Origin of the sequence: Mucilaginibacter sp. OAE612, from assembly GCF_041806395.1 — a bacterium.
Classification (GTDB): domain Bacteria; phylum Bacteroidota; class Bacteroidia; order Sphingobacteriales; family Sphingobacteriaceae; genus Mucilaginibacter; species Mucilaginibacter rubeus.
Genome location: NZ_JBGMUW010000001.1, coordinates 4,954,016 through 4,972,939, shown reverse-complemented (window position 1 = coordinate 4,972,939; position 18,924 = coordinate 4,954,016). Strand labels below are relative to the sequence as shown.

Sequence of the window (18,924 nt, the reverse complement as noted above, 5' to 3'; positions counted from 1 at the left end):
TTCAAATATCTGCTATAAAAATTATCTTGTTTTAAACGGTTTAGCTTTTTTAACCGGGTAATGTGGTTTGCCATTAGGGTTAATTTCAGGAGCACCAACTAAGGTCATTGCACAGCGGAAACCAACCTCGGCACTAGCCTCGTCCTGATCCATAAAACGACGGGTAGCAGGGTTTAGCCAAAACGCCATATCGTTCCATGATCCACCTTTGTATACTTTAGAATGGTCATTAACCAGCGTGGTTGTGCCGTAAAGAGCTTTATTAACTTCGTCTTTTTCGCCTCTCGCATCCGGGTTGTAAGCTTTACCCGAGTTTTTAGGCAGCAATGAATCAACCGGCAATGACCCTGTTTGAGGAGTTGCAAGCGGCGCGTTTGGATTGGCGCTTTGCGCGACTGTATTTTGTTGCTGTAAAGCTAAAAGTTCGCTGTATTTTAGTTTCTTATTGGCATGTGCGGGATCTTTGATTGGCTTGCCGTATTTATCTTTTGCATAAAGTCCTTTGCTTGGATCTGCAAGGCGTTTGTTTGAAAACTCATTACCGCGGAAAGGGTTAAAATCTTCAAACTCCTCAAATGATGTTTGGCGGTAGGTATCAGCAACCCATTCGTTAACATTACCCGCCATGTTATATAAGCCAAAATCATTAGGTGCATATGAACGTACGGGGGCGGTAATGTCTGCCTTATCGTTCAGGTAACCGCCAACACCGGCGTTATCACCGTTGCCGCGTTTAAAGTTTGCCATGATCAGGCCGCGTGTTTTCTTTTTTGCCGAACGTACACCCATACCGTTCCATGTATATATTTTGCCATCATCGATGTTTTCAAACTGGGTGTTTCCTGCAAGCGCCAATGCTGCATATTCCCATTCGGCTTCTGATGGTAAGCGATACGCTTGCTTAAGGATCCCGTCTTCCATACGTACAGGCCTAACGGCTTTGCCGCCCTTCCCTGTACCTGCCTGGGCATTAGGGCTCAGGTTAGGCATCATTTTTTTACCATCAATGCCTGCCCCGGTCATCTGGCCGTTCAGGTAAATATCAGTATTAAAAGGCTGTCCGTTTGCTGCAATGCCGGCGTCACCGCCACCGCCTTTTTTGCCCATATCTTTCCACGCTACCATTTTTCCGGTTTCGCGTAAAATGTTTTCGTTGGTACGGTCGGTGCGCCATGAGCAATAATCCTGTGCCTGGTCCCAGGTTACGCCTACAACAGGATAATCCTGAAAAGCAGGGTGACGCAGGTAGTTATCTACATATGGCTCATTATAAGATAAGGGATGACGCCAAACCAATGTATCCGGCACCGCATTGTAATATAACTCACGATCCTGCGGGAAAGTAATGTTTATCCAATGCAGGTAATCAAGCCAATCCTGATTCGATACTTCGGTTTCGTCCATGTAAAAAGAGGGTACGGTAACCCTGCGGCGTACATTATTGTAATCGTAAGTTATGTCCTGGTCGGCGCTGCCTCCCATAACAAAAGTACCACCCTCAATAGGCACCAATCCGGGTCCTGGAGATGGATGGCTTTGCCTGAAACGCTCATAGCCGCCGTTGTTTTTATCGTTATAAGTTATACCCGTTTTTTGCGATTGCTCACGTTTACTGCAGCTACTCATCACGGCACCTAAAGCCAACAATCCCAGAGCAGTTTTAGTAAAAAGTATTTTCATATTTTTACAGTTATATTAAGTGGTAAATTTATAAAAAAATGGATACAGTGCTTATGCTAATGAACCATTATTTAGAAATAAATACTACAATTATCAGGGGTTTTAACGAAAAATTAATGAAATTAGTTGCGTTGATTTAAATTTTTGATTTAACTTTCAGCAAAAGTGCGGACTTGAAAATGTGAAGCAAGTCATGGTCCTATGTTTATAAAATACAAATTGTTAAAACCTAACTCCTACAAATGAAGTTTTTTACATTTCGAGGCCTTGCTATTATTACCCCATTTTTATTGCCACTTGCTGCAACTGCGCAAACAAATCCTAACGGAAGTAATATCAATGCAATTCCCACCGAGGTCCCTTTTTTAAATATTTCACCCGATTCGCGTTCGGGAGCTATGGGGGATGCGGGCGTGGCTTTGTCGCCGGATGTAAATGCGAATTTTTGGAATCCGTCAAAGCTTGCATTTTTAGAAAGTAATGATGCGTTGTCTGTATCATACAGCCCCTGGTTAAGGCACCTTGTTCCTGATATAAGCTTATCATACCTGAGCTATGCCCATAAAATTGATGAGCGGAATACAATAGGCGCTTCGCTCCGCTATTTTAATTATGGTTCTATCCCACTTGCCGATGAAAATGCCAACGATCAGGGTAATTACACGCCAAACGAGTATTCATTAGATGTTTCATTTGCCCGTAAGTTTGGCGATAACTTTTCATTAGGCCTTACCGCGCGGTATATTCATTCAAATATATCAAGTATCGCGTTTGCTACCAGCTCAAGCCAGACAGCCAGAGCAGGCAATGCTTTTGCGGCAGATGTTTCATTGTACTATACAGCGCCCTATGGCGATGGTAACCTTTTTGCCTTTGGTACACATATATCCAATATTGGTACAAAAATCAGCTACAGCGATGTGGGCAACAAGTATTTTTTGCCGGCCAATTTGAAATTAGGGGTGGCTAACACCTGGCAGTTAGATGATGTTAATGAGTTTACAGCAACCTTTGACATCAACAAACTGATGGTACCAACCCCGCCCCTCCGCGACAAAGATGGTAAGATCATTAAAGGTAAGGATGATAATGTATCGGTGCCGGCGGGTCTTTTTCAGTCGTTTGGCGATGCACCGGGTGGTTTCAGTGAAGAGTTGAAAGAGATCAGCTTTTCGCCGGGTGTTGAATATTGGTATAACAAACAGTTTGCTGTACGGGCAGGCTATTTTTATGAAAACCCCAACAAAGGCGACAGGCATTATGTTACCATGGGTATTGGGTTTAAGTACAGTGTTTTTGATTTTGATTTTTCGTACCTGGCAGCCAGCCAGCAAAATAGTGCCCTGGCCAATACTTTGCGCTTCACCTTGTCGGCAAATTTTGGCGGTACAACAAATGCTTCTAAAAGATAATGGGTAAAATTAAGGTAGGTTTTGGGTTTGATGTACACCAGTTAAAAGAAAATCACCCCTTCGTTTTGGGCGGAGTTAAACTTGAGCACCATGCCGGTGCTTATGGCCATTCAGATGCCGATGTATTGTTACACGCAATTTGTGATGCCCTGCTGGGGGCGGCAAACCTGCGCGATATAGGCTTTCACTTTTCAAATAAGGATGACAGATGGAAAGGTATCAGCAGCCTGGTCCTTTTGCAGCATGTAGTTGCCCTGATCAAAGAAAAGGGTTTCACAATCGGCAATATTGATGCTATGGTATGCCTTGAGGCTCCGAAGATCAACCCGCATATCCCGGCAATGAAAACCTACATAGCCGAAGCTGCGGCTATTAGCGAAGAAGATATTTCCATTAAAGCTACTACCAACGAGCAAATGGGTTTTATCGGTAGGGAGGAGGGCGTTGTGGCTTATGCGGTTTGTTTGATTGAAAGGGAGTAAGGAAGCAATCTGTAGTTACAAACTAAGGGCATAGTCGTCCGAAGTCTCCGACTTCGGACAGCGGAATTGAAAAGAAAATGCTATTCGAAGTCTCTGACGTCGAATCTGTTGTAGTTTGTAACTACAGGCTCTTTTAATTCTAACTATAATGTTTATACAACAAATACACAATTGCCGCAACTATCGCCACGCCAATTATCATATATATCGGCTGCGCTTTTTTGCTTCCCGAACCATCAACTTTCACATTACCCGTACGCTTAAGCACTCCCCATCCGCTCAATTCGCCTTTCAATGCTTTTCGTAGCGATTTAAACAGCACGTAATACATTAACTGCCGCCACATAAAACGCTGCGGAATGATATAGATGAGTTTCTTGTAGTCTTCCTTTTCCATCCGGAAAGCGATGATACCTACTATAAAATCAACCACCACAAATGCTACGTAATAAAGCAGCATCTTTTCGGGTTTTTCACCGAACAGGGCGAATAGCATCATCAAATCTGCCAGAGGGGAAAACAGCGGCAATATGATCTGGAAGATAAGGATGTTTGGCATCCCCACCATCCCGAAGAACTTGTACTTTTTGTTAAACAGCGCGTCGCGGTTTTTCCAGAAACTTTGCATCACACCAAAACTCCAACGAAAACGCTGTTTAAGCAACATGTTTATCGTCTCCGGCGCTTCGGTATAAGCAATGGCTTCGGCGCAGTTACGCACTACGTAGCCTTGTTTCAGGATACGCATGGTAAGATCACAATCCTCGGCAAGAGTATCATAGGTAAACCCGCCTGCACGGAAAATAGCCGATTTACGGAACGCACCAATAGCCCCCGGTACAACCGTAATACTATTGATGAGATCAAACGCGCGGCGGTCCATATTTTGCGCAGTAATATACTCTATCGACTGCCAGCGGGTGATGATATTGGTTTCGTTGCCAACTTTAACCGTTCCGGCCACAGCACCTATTTCCTCATCGGTAAAGTAGGTCATGAGCTGATAAACAGCATCAGTTTTGAGTTGGGTATCAGCATCAATACAAACCACAAAATCATTTTGGGCATGGGTGATACCAAAGTTTAATGCTGATGCCTTACCTCCGTTTGGTTTGGTTAGGATCTTGATGAGCGGATTACCTTTATAGGCGGATTCTACAACCTCAAATGTTTTATCTTTTGATCCGTCATCAACAAAAATGATCTCGAACGATGGATAATCGGTTTTAAGCAAGCTTTGTATTGTTGCTACTGCGTTAACTTCCTCGTTGTAAGCAGGAACAATGATGCTCACCGCAGGCATCACATCGGCATCGCGATCAAGCTTTTTGGATTTTTTATCCACGCTTCGCTGCCTTACAGCCAAAATGCCAATAAGCACAATGCGGCCAATAGCCAGGAATATAGCCGACAGGAATATATAGATCAGCGCCCAGTTTATATAGTAATAACCATGAATAAAAACATCATAGGCGGGCCCGAAAATGCCTGTGCTTGGATCCGGTTTAATCGGCGGCATCAGATCATCCTTAGTTTTGCCCAGCACATCGGCAATAGTGGTAAACTGGTATCCTTGCGATTTAAAGTAATGAATGATTGCAGGAAGGGCTTTAACGGTCTCTTCACGGGTATCACCTCCTGCATCATGCAGTAATATCATCGATCCGTTATCTTTTTGCCTTATGGTGCGGGCAATAATACTATCGGCAGTTACGCCGGGCTGCCAATCCCAGGGATCGATAGATTCGCCGATGGTGATATAACTTTGACGGCGGCTTTCTGCAACCGGAATAACCTCGGCAAGGGTTTGCGGCTCGGCATCGGCATTAAATGGCGGGCGGAACAGGATAGTGCTTCGGCCGGTTACCGATTCAATAAGTTTACGCGTGGAGTTAAGCTCCAGGATCACCCTTTTTAAGCTGATGGTTGAAATATCGGGGTGGAAAAACGTGTGATTGCCTATTTCATAGCCTTCTTCGTATTCGCGCCGCAGCAACTGTATGTTTTTTTCGGCCATGGAACCCACAACAAAGAATGCTGCCGGTACCTTTTCGGCTTTAAGGATATCTAAAATACGTGGGGTAAAATCGGGGTCGGGGCCATCATCAAAAGTTAAAACTACTTTCTTAGGAGCATAACCATACCTGCGGATCACATATTTAGTGGGAAGTTTTATATAATGCTGATCGAGAATGGTAAATGTAGATGTATCCATTTTTACATCAATTACCCCGGTGGTAGGCGTGGTAATGAGATCAAGCACCTCGCCATCACCATCGTAGTCAACATTTACACGGTTGTTTAAACCTACAGATGTAAGTTTCCGCATATCCACACCTGTCTTTTTCAATGAGTCTATCGACAGGTTTTTCTGGAAAAATGTCCACAAACGCGGATCTTCGGCACCTAAACGCCATAAAGCCACGCCGCCGGTGGCCCAGTCGTCGGCCATGCGGATTACATTAAAGTTTGTTGCCGCGTCTGTAAAGTATATGGAATGGTCAAGACTGTCCTTGTCCATATAAGTGAAGTGTAAATTTGCCGAATTTGGATCAAAGGTGATCTTGCTTTTTTGCTCTTCGGCGGTACTGATAGCCTGCTGATAACCTATAGTTTTACCTACACTGCCTTCGGGCCAGTCATAGGCGCCGCCTGCGAATGTTAAAATTATTTTTTCTGACGGAACTTTCGAACATACATCATCGAGGATTTGCTCAACCCAGCGCTGATTTGAAAGATCGCCGGCATTAGTTGCTTCATAATGTTCATCAATAGCCATGATGAATAGGAAATCGTTTACATGCTGGAGCTTTGTGATATCAAAGCTTTCATCCTCCGGCACTACGTTTTGAGTAACCAGGAAACCTTTGGCATGCAAGGTTGCATAGAGCTCATTTTGAAAAGCTATGTAATTTTTACTGTTGCGGTCCCTCACTTCATCAAAATCAACATTGACTCCCTTCAACTTGTTTTTGGTGAGCGAGTTAGCTATGCTGTTAATAAAATTACTACGAAGTGTTTTATTGTTAACAATACGGTCTACATCTTTAGTATCATAGCCGCCGTGTGTGTTGTTGTAGTTTACGTAGTTTGACAGTGATACAATAATCGGCTTGTTGTATTTTTTATTGAGGTTCATCAGCCCGGTATCGAGCTTGGTTACAACGGTATCAGTTTTAGGTAATATAGAAAAGCCTTCGCTCACTACCATATCCAGGTGGCCAATATTCACCACCAGCGAGTTATAAGCCTGGGGTTCCCACGCACGATAAAAAGCGGCGTTTATACGGTCTTTATTGTTAGGTTGTTTAAGCTGGTGTAATTTTTTTGCCCTCTCAAGTGCTTCTATTTCAGATTTTTGAATTTTGAACGATTTGAACTTCGTTGACTTTTTTAATTGCTCGAGTTCCTCCCTGGTCATTTTTTTGGGAGCAGGGTTAAGGTTGGGAAGCTCGGGGTAATAGGTTGAGCGGATAGTAACAATAACGGCTATTATACCAATAATCAATGCAGCCAGTAGTACACGGCTCAACCATTTAAAACGGTTCCACCTACCGGGATTATCAGCCTGAAAAACTTGCTTGCTTGATGACATTAAGAAAAATTACTTTATTAAAAGTATGGGTTACTTATGAAGATTGTATGAAATAAGAATTGGGCATTATTTGGTGGTTTTTCCGGGTTCGATACCTGAAAAATCAACACCGCATTTGCAATTGCCACCGCAGCTTTTTTTAGTAGTAAGCGCCCTGTACATCATACGGCCAATGTAAAAAACAGCGCCTGCAAAAAGTATCGCGATAATGATGATCTGCATATTCATAAAGACAAAATTAAGCATTATTTAATATATACGTACAGACAGGGTAATTAGTACAAAGTTTAACGGGGCATAAAAGCAACCGTGCCGCCAACCCAGTTGTAATCTTTATTATAACGTACGCCTATCATTTTTCCACGGCTTAACCGCGCAAGGTTTATGGCAAGTGTGGGTTTTTTATCCCCATCGGGCCAGAGATAAAGCAACCTGATCTCGGCCTTTACGCCGCCTTCCGGCGATTGTACAACAGGTTCGTAATTTACCTTTTCCTGTAAAATCCAGTTTTCAGGATCTGTAATAGTTGTTATGTCTTCCTTACTAATATCGATAATTACACCCTGACCCGCAAAGGAGAACAACGGTTTAAGCACATAGTTTTCCAAATTGGCAGGGATTTGTTCTAACTGGTGCAAAAACTGAGTTTTGGGAATGTAATTGCCTGTTAAAAAAGGCATGGTGAATTTACTGACCCGATAAAACCAGTTGGGATGAGTGATCCATTCAACCTCAAGGGGCTGCCTGATATCGGCCACTTTGGTAAAGATCTCCGGATCGCCCGCTATCTCATCAAATATTAAACGATTATAAATGCGTTTAATTTGTTTCTTTTGGTCGCCCACCATGTAGTAAAGCTTTTTGCCATCCTGGATCAGGTCGGACAATGACACAACCGGCGTGCCGATGTACTTTTGGGTAAGGTAAAAATCAACCGATGTTTTTTGCTCAGGGGCGTTTACATCCATTAGCACAACTTCATCAGGATGGTAAGTACCTACGATTGTCTTTTTGAGCAGATCGAGATAGTTTTCCCTGTCCAACCCTCCGAAAAAGATAGTTTCGTCGGCAGGGATATCATAAATTTCCCGGTAGGTATTGCCCAAATGTACCTGGAAGCCATAAAGTGAAGGAAAGCCCTGTAATTCGATGAGTTTGGGTACGATATTGCCCTGCTCATCCTTACAGATGCCAAAATCCAGGGCGATAAAATGCGGGTGATCATTTTCATTGGCCACCCGCCAAAAATCAGGAATAGCCCGTTCGGTCAGTTCTTTGAAATTGGGCTTGAGGATAGTATCAACAATATCATTACCGGCGGCGATGAGCTTATTACGAAAATCGGCAGTCAAAAACACCGGTGTTTCCGCAACACGGAACGGAACAGGTTTACGTAGCCCTTCATTAAGAAGATTCAGAAATTGACTGTACTTTTCCTCGCTGAATGTGTTGTTAAATGTTTTTCTGGCTGATGGATTCATCGATAATTATTTTTAAATCAAAGTCATATTGAGTTTTAAATCCGTGACCTCTAAAGCTGAAATGACATCTCCACGCCGTCATGCTGAACTTGTTTCAGCACCCCACAAGAAAGGTAGGCGATTTGCTTAGCATGTGGCTTAGCAAGTGGGGTGTTGAAACAAGTTCAACATGACGATAATTTATTAATCGGGTCATGCTGAGCCTGTCGAAGCATAGTGGACAGGGCCTCTGCGCGCGTCCTTCGACAGGCTCAGGATGACAGTCCCGCTACACAAAAAATGAAATTACAGTTTATATCACACCCAACGCACTTTCTACCGCCATATCCAAAAAATTAGGAATAAGCGTATGCTGGGTATGTGTTATTTTATCCGGATCGTCGAGGCGTTCCAGCATCTCGCGGTATTTAACTTCTCCATGCTCGCTGATCACTTCGTCCTTTTTTTCTTCGCGAAGCAACATGCCTTTCATGCCCCCGGCATCGGCCTCGGGGTGAAATTGGGTGGCAAAGAAATAATCGTTATACCTGATGGCCATCATTGCCCTTGGTAAATCAACATGCGGACGTTCTTTTTCTATCGCCACCAGTTGCATACCCAGCTCTTTAAAGCGTTTTTCATCCGGGTTGATCACCTGCCAGCTGCGCGAATCAACAGCGTAAAAAGGTTCGGCTAAACCTTCAAATAATGGCTCATTTAACCCAAGCCCGGTTTTATTTACCGGCAGTACGCCAAACGACGGCGAGCGCCGCATATTAATATCGCCGAGCTTGTAATAACGGCACATTAACTGAAACGAGTGGCACACAAAAAACACATGCTTTTTATTGCTGTTGTTAGATAAGTTGTGATCTTCCAGTTTATTAACCAGGTTAAAGTATTTCTTTTCCCACTCGGTACCCTCGGTTTCCAATGGATTGCCGGGTCCTCCGCTTGATATATAAATATCAAAATTGAGATCGGCCATTTCGCATTTGCGGCGTACATCAAAGATCTGGTAAGTTAAATTCAGATCGTGTTCGGTTCGGTATCGCTTTAAAATATCCTGGAAACCGCGCATACCCTCGTTCGCTATCCCATCATACAGATCAAGTATGGCCACTTTTATTTCCGGTTTCATATGCCCCCTCTAAATCTCCCCTGATAGGGGAGACTTTTTGTTTTAATGTTTAAAAAATAATCTCCCCTTTTATATCCCAAACTGTTTAAAGCCCTCCCTTCCGGGGAGGGTTTGGGTGGGGTGAGTGGGGCTTACAACCCCTTCAAAGTTTGTGAGGTGATATAATCCACCACGTCGGCAAAGTTATTGTTTTGCTGGTAAATGGCCAGCTGCCTGTCGGCTCCAGTGCCATGCTCCAGGATATTGTGTACATATTGCAGGTCATCGCGTGAGCCGAGTTCATCAACTACATCATCTACAAAATCAAGTAGCTCCAAAATCAGCGAACGGGTGTTTACCTCCATTTCCTTACCAAAATCTATCATTTTGCCGTCGATACCGTACCGGGCTGCACGCCATTTATTTTCGTTAATGAGCGCGCGCGAATAGTTAATAAACTTCATGTTTTGCGCCCTGAGCTTGTACAACTTGGCACATAAAGCCTGGAATAAAGCGGTAAACGCAATGGTTTCATCAACCAGCATAGGGCAGTCGCAAATGCGGAACTCAATAGTCTCAAAGAAAGGATGTACCCGGATATCCCACCAGATTTTTTTGGCGTTATCAATGCAATTGGTTTTTTACCAGCAGTTTAATGTAGCGGTCATACTCCTCGATACTGCTAAAATAATCGGGGATACCGGTGCGCGGAAACTTATCAAAAACCTTGGTACGGAATGATTTGAAGCCCGTGTTCCGCCCTTCCCAAAACGGCGAATTGGTTGAAAGGGCATACACATGCGGCAAAAAATAGCGCACCTGGTTGGCAATATGAATAGCCATATCGCGCGACTGGATGCCAACATGCACATGTAAACCAAAAATGAGGTTGGAGCGGGCCGCCTCCTGCATCTCATCCACAATTTCAAAATACCTGGGGTTATCGGTAATTAATTGATGCTGCCAGTGCGAAAACGGGTGTGTACCCGCGGCGCCAATCCGCAGACCAATATCACCCGCCAGTTGCGCTACCGTGGTACGAAGCTTACTTACCTCCTTGCGGGCTTCCTGGGTATTGCGGCAAATATGTGTACCTACCTCAACTACAGCCTGGTGCATTTCGGCTTTCACCTGGTCTTCATGGATTTTTTGGGCTGCATCCACAATTTTTTGCTCATGCGATTTTAGCTCCCGCGATACCGGGTCAATCACCATAAATTCTTCTTCAACGCCTAAGGTAAATTCGTTCATAATTGGTTAGGGTTATGATATTTCAAATCCCCTCTTGAGAGGGGGGCGCGTAGGGTTGTGTGATAGCAGGGGTGTGTTTCTGCGAGCGATAACACACCCCTACACCCCTCTCAAGAGGGGAATCGCACATGCCCTTTATTTCTTAGCCGCTTTTTTGGGCTTAGTCACTGCTTTTTCTTTCACTGCGGCAGCTTTTACCGCCGGTTCTTTTGCCATAGCTGCTTTTGCTGCGGGTGCTTTGGTTGTTTTGGTTTTCTTCGGTTTACCCTCGTCTTCAATAGCATGGTCAACCACAGCCACGGAAACATCTGCTTTAACAGCCGCTTTTTTTGCAACTGCTACCAACGGCATTTTTGCTGCCGAAGTTTTTACAAATTCGCCCCAGGTAAGGTTGTCTAAGTCGTCTTTTTGTTTTTTTGCGCGTTCAATGGCATAATCGGCGGCTGTTTCAACCACCCATTCAAAGTTTTCCTGGCCTACGCTGGTAACTTCGGCGTCGGGAGCAGGGTTACAAAAATCAATAGCGTAAGGTATGCCATCGCGAACGGCAAACTCCACTGTATTAAAATCGTAACCTAAATATTGGTTTAGTTTTATCACATAATCTTTAATGGTGTCCAATAGCTTTTTAGATGCAGGTGCTTTACCATGCTCATAGCGCAGGTGGTGCGGGTTGCGTGGCTCATACTGCATAATGCGCACATGCTTGCCGCCAATGCAATAGCAGCGAAAGTAATCGTCAAAAACAACCTCTTCCTGCAGCATCATTACATACTGTTTGGTTTTATCGTATTTGCTGAAAAAATCTTTCTCATTTTCCAGTTTATAAACTTCTTTCCAACCGCCGCCGTCAAAAGGTTTCATATAGGCAGGGAAACCTACATAGTTGAAAATGCCATTCCAATCTAACGGGTAGGCCAGGTTGCGGAATGATTTATTGGTGGTATCATCAGGAAGTTCCTTTGATGGCAGAATTACGGTTTTAGGTACAGGCACTCCAATTTTTACAGCAAGGGCGTTGTTGAAAAACTTTTCGTCGGCACTCCACCAAAAAGGGTTGTTGATTACCGCTGTACCGCAAATAGCCGCGTTTTTTAGGGCCGCGCGATAGTAAGGCACATCCTGCGAAATGCGATCGATGATCACAGCATAGTCAAGCGGTTCGGCCTGCATTACCTTATCGAGCCGCACAAACTCGGCACTGATGCCTTTTTCTGCTTTTTGGTTCACACGGTCAACAAATGCCTGCGGAAACGAATCTTCCTGTCCGAATAAGATACCAATTTTTTTCATGATAGTAGGTGTTTATATGTTTGTTTTTCTTTGGGTTTCAGGTTGATGTAAATCTTGCTCTTTATTTTTCCATTTTTTTCCTGTCTCTTAAACTCTTGCTTTTTATTTTCTTGTTTCTTGAATCCTGATCTCTTGTTTCTATTTAATCGTTGATAAATAATGCGGGAACATTTCGCGCCAGATGGGCCAGTCGTGATTGGCAAAAGGGCGGATATCCAGCCAGTGTTTAATGTTTTTTTGTTTTAAAATATTTGAGAGCTGGATATTATACCCTTTACATATGTCATACTCGGATGTACCAAGTACAATGTTCATTTGCCAAAGGTCATGATGGTTACTGCCCGGCAAAAAATCGACCGGGTTATTATAAAAAATGTTATCATCATAATAACCATCGGTAAACATTTTAATATCAAAGGCCCCGCCCATGGTAAACAAATGCCTCACCTTTTCAGGATGTTTGAACGCGAAATTGGCGGCATGATAGCCCCCAAAACTACAGCCGGCGAGAGCTACCTTGCCAACGCCTGTTTCATGCATGACCCAGGGGATGAGCTCGTTTATCAACATGCGATCGTATCCTGCATAGGTTTTGGCCCTGTCGGCCGGGTGGATGCCTTTATTGTACCAGCTGCGGTCGTCGATAGTATCGGGGCAGTAGATTTTCACCAGTCCATTATCAATAAACCATTTTACACTCTCGATCAGGCCGAAATCTTTGTTTTGATAATAGCGGCCTTTGGTAGTAGGGAAAACGATCACAGGATAACCGCGGTCGCCGAATACCAGCATTTCGAGGTCGGTGTTGGTGTTGGGTGAGTGCCAGCGGTGAAATTTTTCGGTCAAAGCTTGTAGTTTTTATAATGATTGTAAGTTAGGAGGTTTGTTTGAAAAAGGCAACAGCCTGATAATATTAATCCTTAGCCGCCAAAAAGTAAAAAGTATAGCTTATTTTTGCGCCCTTAATTTTAATTTAGAAAGAGATGTACCCGGGCTGGCTTGATACTGAAATGACAATAACCGAACAAGAAATAAATATAACCTCGGCACTGCTGGAGCGGGAAGTGACCTTAACCATCCTGAAGCCGGAAGACAGTGATATCGCCGAACCGCTAAACCTGCTGCTGCTTAATGACGGACAGGAGCTTGAGAACCTCGGATTAAAAACCACGCTCGAAACATTATATAATACCAATCGCCTTAAGCCGCTGCTGATCGTAGCTATCCATGCCGGAGATAGCCGCCTGGATGAATATGGCATTGCTGGTAAACCCGATTTTAAAGGCCGGGGTGCCAAAGCAGGTGTATATACACAATTTATAAAGGAAGAACTATTGCCTCAATTACTACAATTAACCAGCTTTACTGAATTTGATGCAACGGCCTTTGCAGGCTTTTCGCTCGGCGGTTTATCCGCATTTGATATTGTTTGGAATAATCCGGCATTGTTCAATAAAACAGGCGTTTTTTCCGGTTCGTTTTGGTGGCGGGGAAAAGACCTGTCCAAAGGCTATACCGACGCCGACAGGCTGATGCACCAGGTGATCAGGGAAACTAAAACCAAACCGGCTATCAATGCCTGGCTGCAAACCGGCACTAAAGATGAAACCAGCGATCGAAACAAAAACGGCATTATTGATGCCATTGACGATACTATCGACCTGATCAAAGAAATGGAGATGAAGGGCTTTAAACGCCCTGAAGAAATTCAATATGTTGAAATAGTAGGAGGCACCCATAATCCCGCTACATGGGGCAAGGCGATGGCCAAGTTTTTGGTTTGGGCTTTTGGGAGATAAGGTATTAACTGCCTTTTGATACTTTGATTACATTAATTATTACCTATAACTTCTGAACGCTTTATAATCTCATATATTAAGCGTACCTTTGCGCCAAATTTTAGGGAGCATTTTCATGCAAAAAATAAGAAATATCGCGATTATAGCGCACGTTGACCACGGTAAAACTACTTTGGTTGATAAAATTCTGCACAGCTGTGCCATTTTCAGGGACAATGAGCAAACCGGAGAGTTAATCCTTGACAACAATGACCTTGAACGTGAGCGTGGTATCACCATCGTTTCAAAAAACGTATCTGTAAGGTATAAGGATGTTAAGATCAACATTATTGATACCCCTGGTCACGCCGATTTTGGTGGCGAGGTTGAGCGTGTATTGAAAATGGCCGATGGTGTATTATTACTTTGCGACGCTTTTGAAGGCGCTATGCCTCAAACTCGTTTCGTAACTCAAAAAGCTTTGGCTTTAGGCCTTAAGCCAATTGTAGTTGTAAATAAAGTTGATAAAGAGAACTGCCGCCCCGAAGAAGTTTACGAACAAATTTTTGAATTATTCTTCAACCTTGAAGCTACTGAAGAGCAACTGGATTTCCCGGTTATCTACGGTTCATCAAAACAAGGCTGGATGAGCACCGATTATAAAAAACCAACAACGGATATTTTCCCGTTAATGGATGCTATTTTGGAAAACATTCCTCCGGCGCCTATTGCTGAAGGTACTTTACAAATGCAGATCACCTCTTTAGATTATTCATCTTTCGTAGGTCGTATCGCTATCGGTCGTGTGGCACGTGGTACCATTAAGGAAAACCAACCGGTATCTTTGGTAAAACGCGACGGCACCATCCAAAAATCAAGAATAAAAGAGCTTTATACATTTGAAGGCTTGGGTAAAGTACGTGCTACTGAAGTTAGCTCGGGCGATATCTGTGCCGTAGTTGGTATTGAAGGTTTTGATATTGGCGACACCATTGCCGATTTTGAAAACCCGGAACAACTGGAAGTAATTAAAATTGATGAGCCAACAATGAACATGTTGTTCACCATCAATACTTCACCTTTCTTTGGTAAAGAAGGTAAATTTGTTACTTCACGCCACCTGCGCGATCGTTTGTACAAAGAGATGGAAAAAAACCTGGCGCTTAAGGTTGTTGAAACCGAATCGCCTGATTCATACCTGGTTTATGGTCGTGGTATCCTTCACTTATCAGTATTGATCGAAACTATGCGCCGTGAAGGTTATGAATTGCAGGTTGGTCAGCCGCAGGTTATTATTAAAGAGATCAACGGTGTTAAATGTGAGCCGGTTGAAACCCTGATTGTTGACGTACCGGGTGATGTTGCAGGTAAAGTAATTGAACTTGTAACTCAACGTAAAGGCGATTTGTTGATCATGGAGCCTAAAGGCGATTTGCAACACCTTGAATTTGATATCCCTGCACGCGGCATCATCGGTTTACGTAACAACGTGTTAACTGCAACAGGCGGCGAGGCTATCATGGCACACCGTTTCAAAGCATACGAACCATGGAAAGGTCAGATCCCGGGCCGTTTAAATGGTGTATTGGTATCAATGGATACCGGTAAAACTACTGCTTTCGCAATTGATAAATTACAGGATCGTGGCAGGTTTCACGTTGATCCCGGAGTTGATATTTATGAGGGCCAGATTTTAGGTGAACACATTCGCGATAACGATTTGGTTATCAACCTAACCAAAGGCAAGCAGTTAACCAACATGCGTGCATCAGGTAGTGATACCAACGTACGGATTGCTCCGGCTATCAAATTCTCGTTGGAGGAATCAATGGAATATATCCAGGCCGATGAGTATATTGAGGTTACGCCGCAAAGCATCCGCTTGCGTAAGATCTATCTTAACGAAAACGAACGTAAGATCAACGCTAAGAAATTTGTTAGTCAATAATTTTCAATAAACAAGTATATGAAGCCCTTCGGTTAACCGGAGGGCTTTTTTGTTATCAGTTTACCATTGTAAACTACTTTGCCATTTAGTTCGATGGTATAAACATATATGCCTGCCACGAGGTTTACGGGGATGGTGTTTTGTAATTCATTGATGCTTTTAACCAGAGTTAACTTACCATCGATGCTGTATAGTTTAAATTCGTAATTATTGATATCGCCGCTGATGATATTGATCTGTCCGGCAACAGGGTTGGGGTATATAACAAATTGGTGGGGCTGTAAATAAACAGCATCGGCTATGTTGGAGTATATGATATCGCCGTTGATTGTGGTGAGTTTTGCCCGGTAATATTGTTTGCCCCGCCGGGGATTATTGTCGGCGTATATATAATCTACCGCTGTACTAACCGGGATGGTATTTAAAGTATCGTATTGGCCGGCAGCTGTTGTTTTTTCCCAGGTGATGGATTTAAGATTATAAACACTGCCCAACTGCAGGTTGAGCACAACGGTATTGTTAACTACATTTGCCAATAATGTTTTTACATAGCAGCCAACCCCCTGTGTGGTAGCATTAATGGTATAACTTTTTATGCCCTCAAAACCACCGCCTGTAGCGCTCACCGCAAAATAAGTTGAAGTTTGTTGTTGCGCGGGTATGATGATGCTGGTATCAGCAGTTGATACAAGTTTTTGAAGCAGGTTATCTTTAATAGTATAAACGCTGTAGCCTATGCTGCCTGGCTGGGGTTTCCATTGCAGGAGTGTGCCGCTGGCGCAATTATACCCTATATCAAGTGTTAAAGGTTTTGAAATGCTGAATTCCGCACTGGTAAAAGTTTGACCCCCGATATCCATTTTAAGCATGGTTTTGGTAAAAACATCGGGCGTTGTCCAGGTATAATAGCGGTTTTTAAGGGTGGCATTATTAATGGCCTGCCAGGTTTGGCCATGATCATAGCTAACGCTTATTGTACCCGATGCGGTATTGAATGAGCTTTGCCATCTCAGGTAATTATCCTCGGCGGCAAAAAGCTGGTCGCCGGCCGAGGGGTAGATCCATTCGAACCGGTTTGAAATAATCTCCTGGTGGGCAACATGAAATTTTTGAGCACCGGCAGTAACCCTCCTGCCCTTAACATGCACCATATATATGCCAGCCACGGGGTTTTGTAAACTTATTTGTTCTGTATTGTTTAATGTATCCACTCGTCTTTTTGCCGGGGCAGATAACGAATCGGCAGAAGGGAAGCTGCTAAGCACCCATGGTAAAATTTGCTGCCCGGATGGTGTTGTGACGGTAAGATCAAGATCATTTACCAATGCCCATGGTGCGTTAACGGCCGCCGCGGGGTCATTCCAGGCCAACGAAACTTTAAGCTCACTGCAATTCGCGGGGACCGTTATGGAATAGTCTGTTTGTGTAGCATTGCTGACAGAGCCGGTAAAAGTGCGTTTTTCATTGATGGTACGCAATGCTTCCAATGCATTCAATAAACCATAGCCTGTTTTATGGCTGGGACCTGATGAGCCTGTTTCATTGGCCGAGTTAATGAGTACACTTTTTATAAGCGCGGCAGATGGCATCTGTTTATATTGTGTTTTATAAGCTTGCTGCATCAAAGCTACCGTGCCTGATGTCAGGGCTGCCGCGCCAGACGTACCATCTTCACCATCCGCGATTAATTCGGGCTTGATGCGGCCATCATATGCCGGTCCTGCCGAGCTTAAGGGTTCGGGGACACCCGTCCTGCCGGTGCCGCCAACCACCAATACATTTTTAGCCTGCTTAAAGTCGCCCGAGAGGTTGGCTACCCCGCTTATGCCGCTGTAAACCCCGCTTTCGGGTGCAGAAGTGCCGATATTGCCCGATGAAAATACATGCACCAGCGAATCATTTTCAAAGATCTGCTGATCATAAGCGGCACTTTCGGCCCCATAATAATTTTCAATGCCAGTACCATACGAGTGGTTTTGCACCGAAATCCTGAATGATTTAAAAACGGTAGTGCTATCGGGCATTAATTGTACAAAAGATGATGACGTGAAATTTACTTTGGGTGCAACTCCCAGGCCTTTGATATATGAGTTGCCGTTGCCGCCTATGAGGGTTGCCATGGTGGTAGCATGCCCCGATGTGATATCAGAGGTTTTAAAGGATGTGAAGCTGCGGCCTAACAGATCGAGATCATTATCGTAGCGGTCTTCTTTTACCGAAACGTTAACGCCGGATCCGGTTATACCCGGAAAATTAGCCCCTATAGCCGATATGGTATTTAAGCCGAGATCTATATCGCTAATGGCAAGTTCTTCATGAGGTTGGCGCACCTCATTGGCAAATAATATATAGTCCTGCTGAAGTAAGGCAGGTAGGTTTTCTAATTTGATTTTAAGACGTACTAAGTTGCCGGTTTGGCCGGTAATGGCTCCGGATTGTTGAATGTGCTTAATAACGGTGTCATTAACAGCTGTAACTGTAACCTCAATGGCTTGTGTGTGTGCCGGGTGCTGCTTCCAGTTTTTTGCAAGGTTATCCGAAGCTTTCCAGATGGGGGAAGCGGCGCTGTTATTTATAATATTAGCATCGCTTTTGATAGCCGAGGCTGATGATACTACATAATAGTTATAGGAAACCCGTTTGATGATATTGTATTTCCGGTTATCGATATGTGCCGGATCTTTAAATTTTACAAGGTGATACTGGTTGGGATTTTTTTGCGGAGATAAAGATGTTGCCTTATAAAGTGAGACAATTGCCTCGTCGCTCATGTGTTTTTGTGACCATGACACTTTAAAGCTTAAAAAAAGGAGCAATATGGTAACAGGTAGTCTTTTTGTCATAGGCGGTAATGTGATCAAACCAATAAAGGGGAGCTGCAGCATCCCCTTTATTGATAAAGCTA

Annotated in this window: 14 protein-coding genes; 4 read left to right on the top strand and 10 right to left on the bottom strand. The window is 43.7% G+C overall.

What is annotated here, in order from left to right; all coding sequences use genetic code 11:
• Positions 1-21: 21 nt before the first annotated feature.
• Positions 22-1,680 (bottom strand): SUMF1/EgtB/PvdO family nonheme iron enzyme, encoded by a 1,659-nt coding sequence (locus ABID99_RS20460; RefSeq protein ID WP_090533880.1) that lies wholly within the window; start codon positions 1,678-1,680, stop codon positions 22-24.
• A 242-nt stretch (positions 1,681-1,922) separates the two neighbouring features.
• On the opposite strand from ABID99_RS20460, the gene porV reads away from it, so the two are divergent.
• Positions 1,923-3,092, top strand: coding sequence for a type IX secretion system outer membrane channel protein PorV (porV, locus tag ABID99_RS20455; protein WP_354486528.1), 1,170 nt, complete (start codon positions 1,923-1,925; stop codon positions 3,090-3,092).
• A complete protein-coding gene (gene ispF, locus ABID99_RS20450) occupies positions 3,092-3,574 on the top strand; it encodes a 2-C-methyl-D-erythritol 2,4-cyclodiphosphate synthase (RefSeq protein WP_188834556.1) in 483 nt (160 codons plus the stop codon). The genes porV and ispF overlap by 1 nt, the downstream gene beginning before the upstream one ends.
• Before the next feature lie 139 nt (positions 3,575-3,713).
• On the opposite strand, the gene ABID99_RS20445 is transcribed toward ispF, so the two are convergent.
• The 8 genes from ABID99_RS20445 to ABID99_RS20410 form a co-directional block, all read right to left on the bottom strand.
• On the bottom strand, positions 3,714-7,169 hold the full coding sequence (locus ABID99_RS20445) for a glycosyltransferase (protein ID WP_373614963.1): 3,456 nt from the start codon (positions 7,167-7,169) through the stop codon (positions 3,714-3,716).
• Positions 7,170-7,235: 66 nt separating this feature from the next.
• Positions 7,236-7,415, bottom strand: coding sequence for a FeoB-associated Cys-rich membrane protein (locus ABID99_RS20440; RefSeq protein WP_243770706.1), 180 nt, complete (start codon positions 7,413-7,415; stop codon positions 7,236-7,238).
• Between the two features lie 41 nt (positions 7,416-7,456).
• Complete coding sequence (locus ABID99_RS20435; RefSeq protein WP_188834554.1) at positions 7,457-8,650, bottom strand: hypothetical protein; 1,194 nt, start codon at positions 8,648-8,650, stop codon at positions 7,457-7,459.
• A 292-nt stretch (positions 8,651-8,942) separates the two neighbouring features.
• Positions 8,943-9,770 carry a type 1 glutamine amidotransferase gene (locus ABID99_RS20430; RefSeq protein WP_188834553.1) on the bottom strand — a complete coding sequence of 276 codons (828 nt, stop codon included), beginning with the start codon at positions 9,768-9,770 and terminating at the stop codon, positions 8,943-8,945.
• Positions 9,771-9,901: 131 nt separating this feature from the next.
• Complete coding sequence (locus ABID99_RS20425; protein WP_373615918.1) at positions 9,902-10,348, bottom strand: hypothetical protein; 447 nt, start codon at positions 10,346-10,348, stop codon at positions 9,902-9,904.
• Between the two features lie 25 nt (positions 10,349-10,373).
• Positions 10,374-11,000: a YbdK family carboxylate-amine ligase gene (locus ABID99_RS20420; protein ID WP_373614962.1), complete on the bottom strand. Its 627-nt coding sequence runs from the start codon at positions 10,998-11,000 to the stop codon at positions 10,374-10,376.
• A 135-nt stretch (positions 11,001-11,135) separates the two neighbouring features.
• Positions 11,136-12,293: a RimK family alpha-L-glutamate ligase gene (locus ABID99_RS20415; protein ID WP_373614961.1), complete on the bottom strand. Its 1,158-nt coding sequence runs from the start codon at positions 12,291-12,293 to the stop codon at positions 11,136-11,138.
• Between the two features lie 138 nt (positions 12,294-12,431).
• Positions 12,432-13,139, bottom strand: coding sequence for an esterase family protein (locus ABID99_RS20410; protein WP_090533863.1), 708 nt, complete (start codon positions 13,137-13,139; stop codon positions 12,432-12,434).
• 164 nt (positions 13,140-13,303) lie between these two features.
• Here ABID99_RS20410 and ABID99_RS20405 point away from each other — a divergent pair, with 164 nt between their 5' ends.
• Both ABID99_RS20405 and typA read left to right on the top strand, forming a co-directional pair.
• Complete coding sequence (locus ABID99_RS20405) at positions 13,304-14,092, top strand: esterase family protein (protein WP_229701760.1); 789 nt, start codon at positions 13,304-13,306, stop codon at positions 14,090-14,092.
• A 115-nt stretch (positions 14,093-14,207) separates the two neighbouring features.
• Positions 14,208-16,019, top strand: coding sequence for a translational GTPase TypA (typA, locus tag ABID99_RS20400; protein WP_176622498.1), 1,812 nt, complete (start codon positions 14,208-14,210; stop codon positions 16,017-16,019).
• Positions 16,020-16,051: 32 nt separating this feature from the next.
• Here typA and ABID99_RS20395 read toward each other — a convergent pair whose 3' ends face one another.
• Entirely contained in the window at positions 16,052-18,862 is a 2,811-nt protein-coding gene (locus tag ABID99_RS20395) for a S8 family peptidase (RefSeq protein WP_188834550.1), read from the bottom strand.
• Between the last annotated feature and the right edge of the window lie 62 nt (positions 18,863-18,924).

What these genes read in the sequence shown, in the direction of transcription:
- ABID99_RS20460 (WP_090533880.1), bottom strand. Translation starts at nt 1,680, where the DNA reads ATGAAAATACTTTTTACTAAAACTGCTCTGGGATTGTTGGCTTTAGGT.
- porV (WP_354486528.1), top strand. Translation starts at nt 1,923, where the DNA reads ATGAAGTTTTTTACATTTCGAGGCCTTGCTATTATTACCCCATTTTTA.
- ispF (WP_188834556.1), top strand. Translation starts at nt 3,092, where the DNA reads ATGGGTAAAATTAAGGTAGGTTTTGGGTTTGATGTACACCAGTTAAAA.
- ABID99_RS20445 (WP_373614963.1), bottom strand. Translation starts at nt 7,169, where the DNA reads ATGTCATCAAGCAAGCAAGTTTTTCAGGCTGATAATCCCGGTAGGTGG.
- ABID99_RS20440 (WP_243770706.1), bottom strand. Translation starts at nt 7,415, where the DNA reads ATGCTTAATTTTGTCTTTATGAATATGCAGATCATCATTATCGCGATA.
- ABID99_RS20435 (WP_188834554.1), bottom strand. Translation starts at nt 8,650, where the DNA reads ATGAATCCATCAGCCAGAAAAACATTTAACAACACATTCAGCGAGGAA.
- ABID99_RS20430 (WP_188834553.1), bottom strand. Translation starts at nt 9,770, where the DNA reads ATGAAACCGGAAATAAAAGTGGCCATACTTGATCTGTATGATGGGATA.
- ABID99_RS20420 (WP_373614962.1), bottom strand. Translation starts at nt 11,000, where the DNA reads ATGAACGAATTTACCTTAGGCGTTGAAGAAGAATTTATGGTGATTGAC.
- ABID99_RS20415 (WP_373614961.1), bottom strand. Translation starts at nt 12,293, where the DNA reads ATGAAAAAAATTGGTATCTTATTCGGACAGGAAGATTCGTTTCCGCAG.
- ABID99_RS20405 (WP_229701760.1), top strand. Translation starts at nt 13,304, where the DNA reads ATGACAATAACCGAACAAGAAATAAATATAACCTCGGCACTGCTGGAG.
- typA (WP_176622498.1), top strand. Translation starts at nt 14,208, where the DNA reads ATGCAAAAAATAAGAAATATCGCGATTATAGCGCACGTTGACCACGGT.
- ABID99_RS20395 (WP_188834550.1), bottom strand. Translation starts at nt 18,862, where the DNA reads ATGACAAAAAGACTACCTGTTACCATATTGCTCCTTTTTTTAAGCTTT.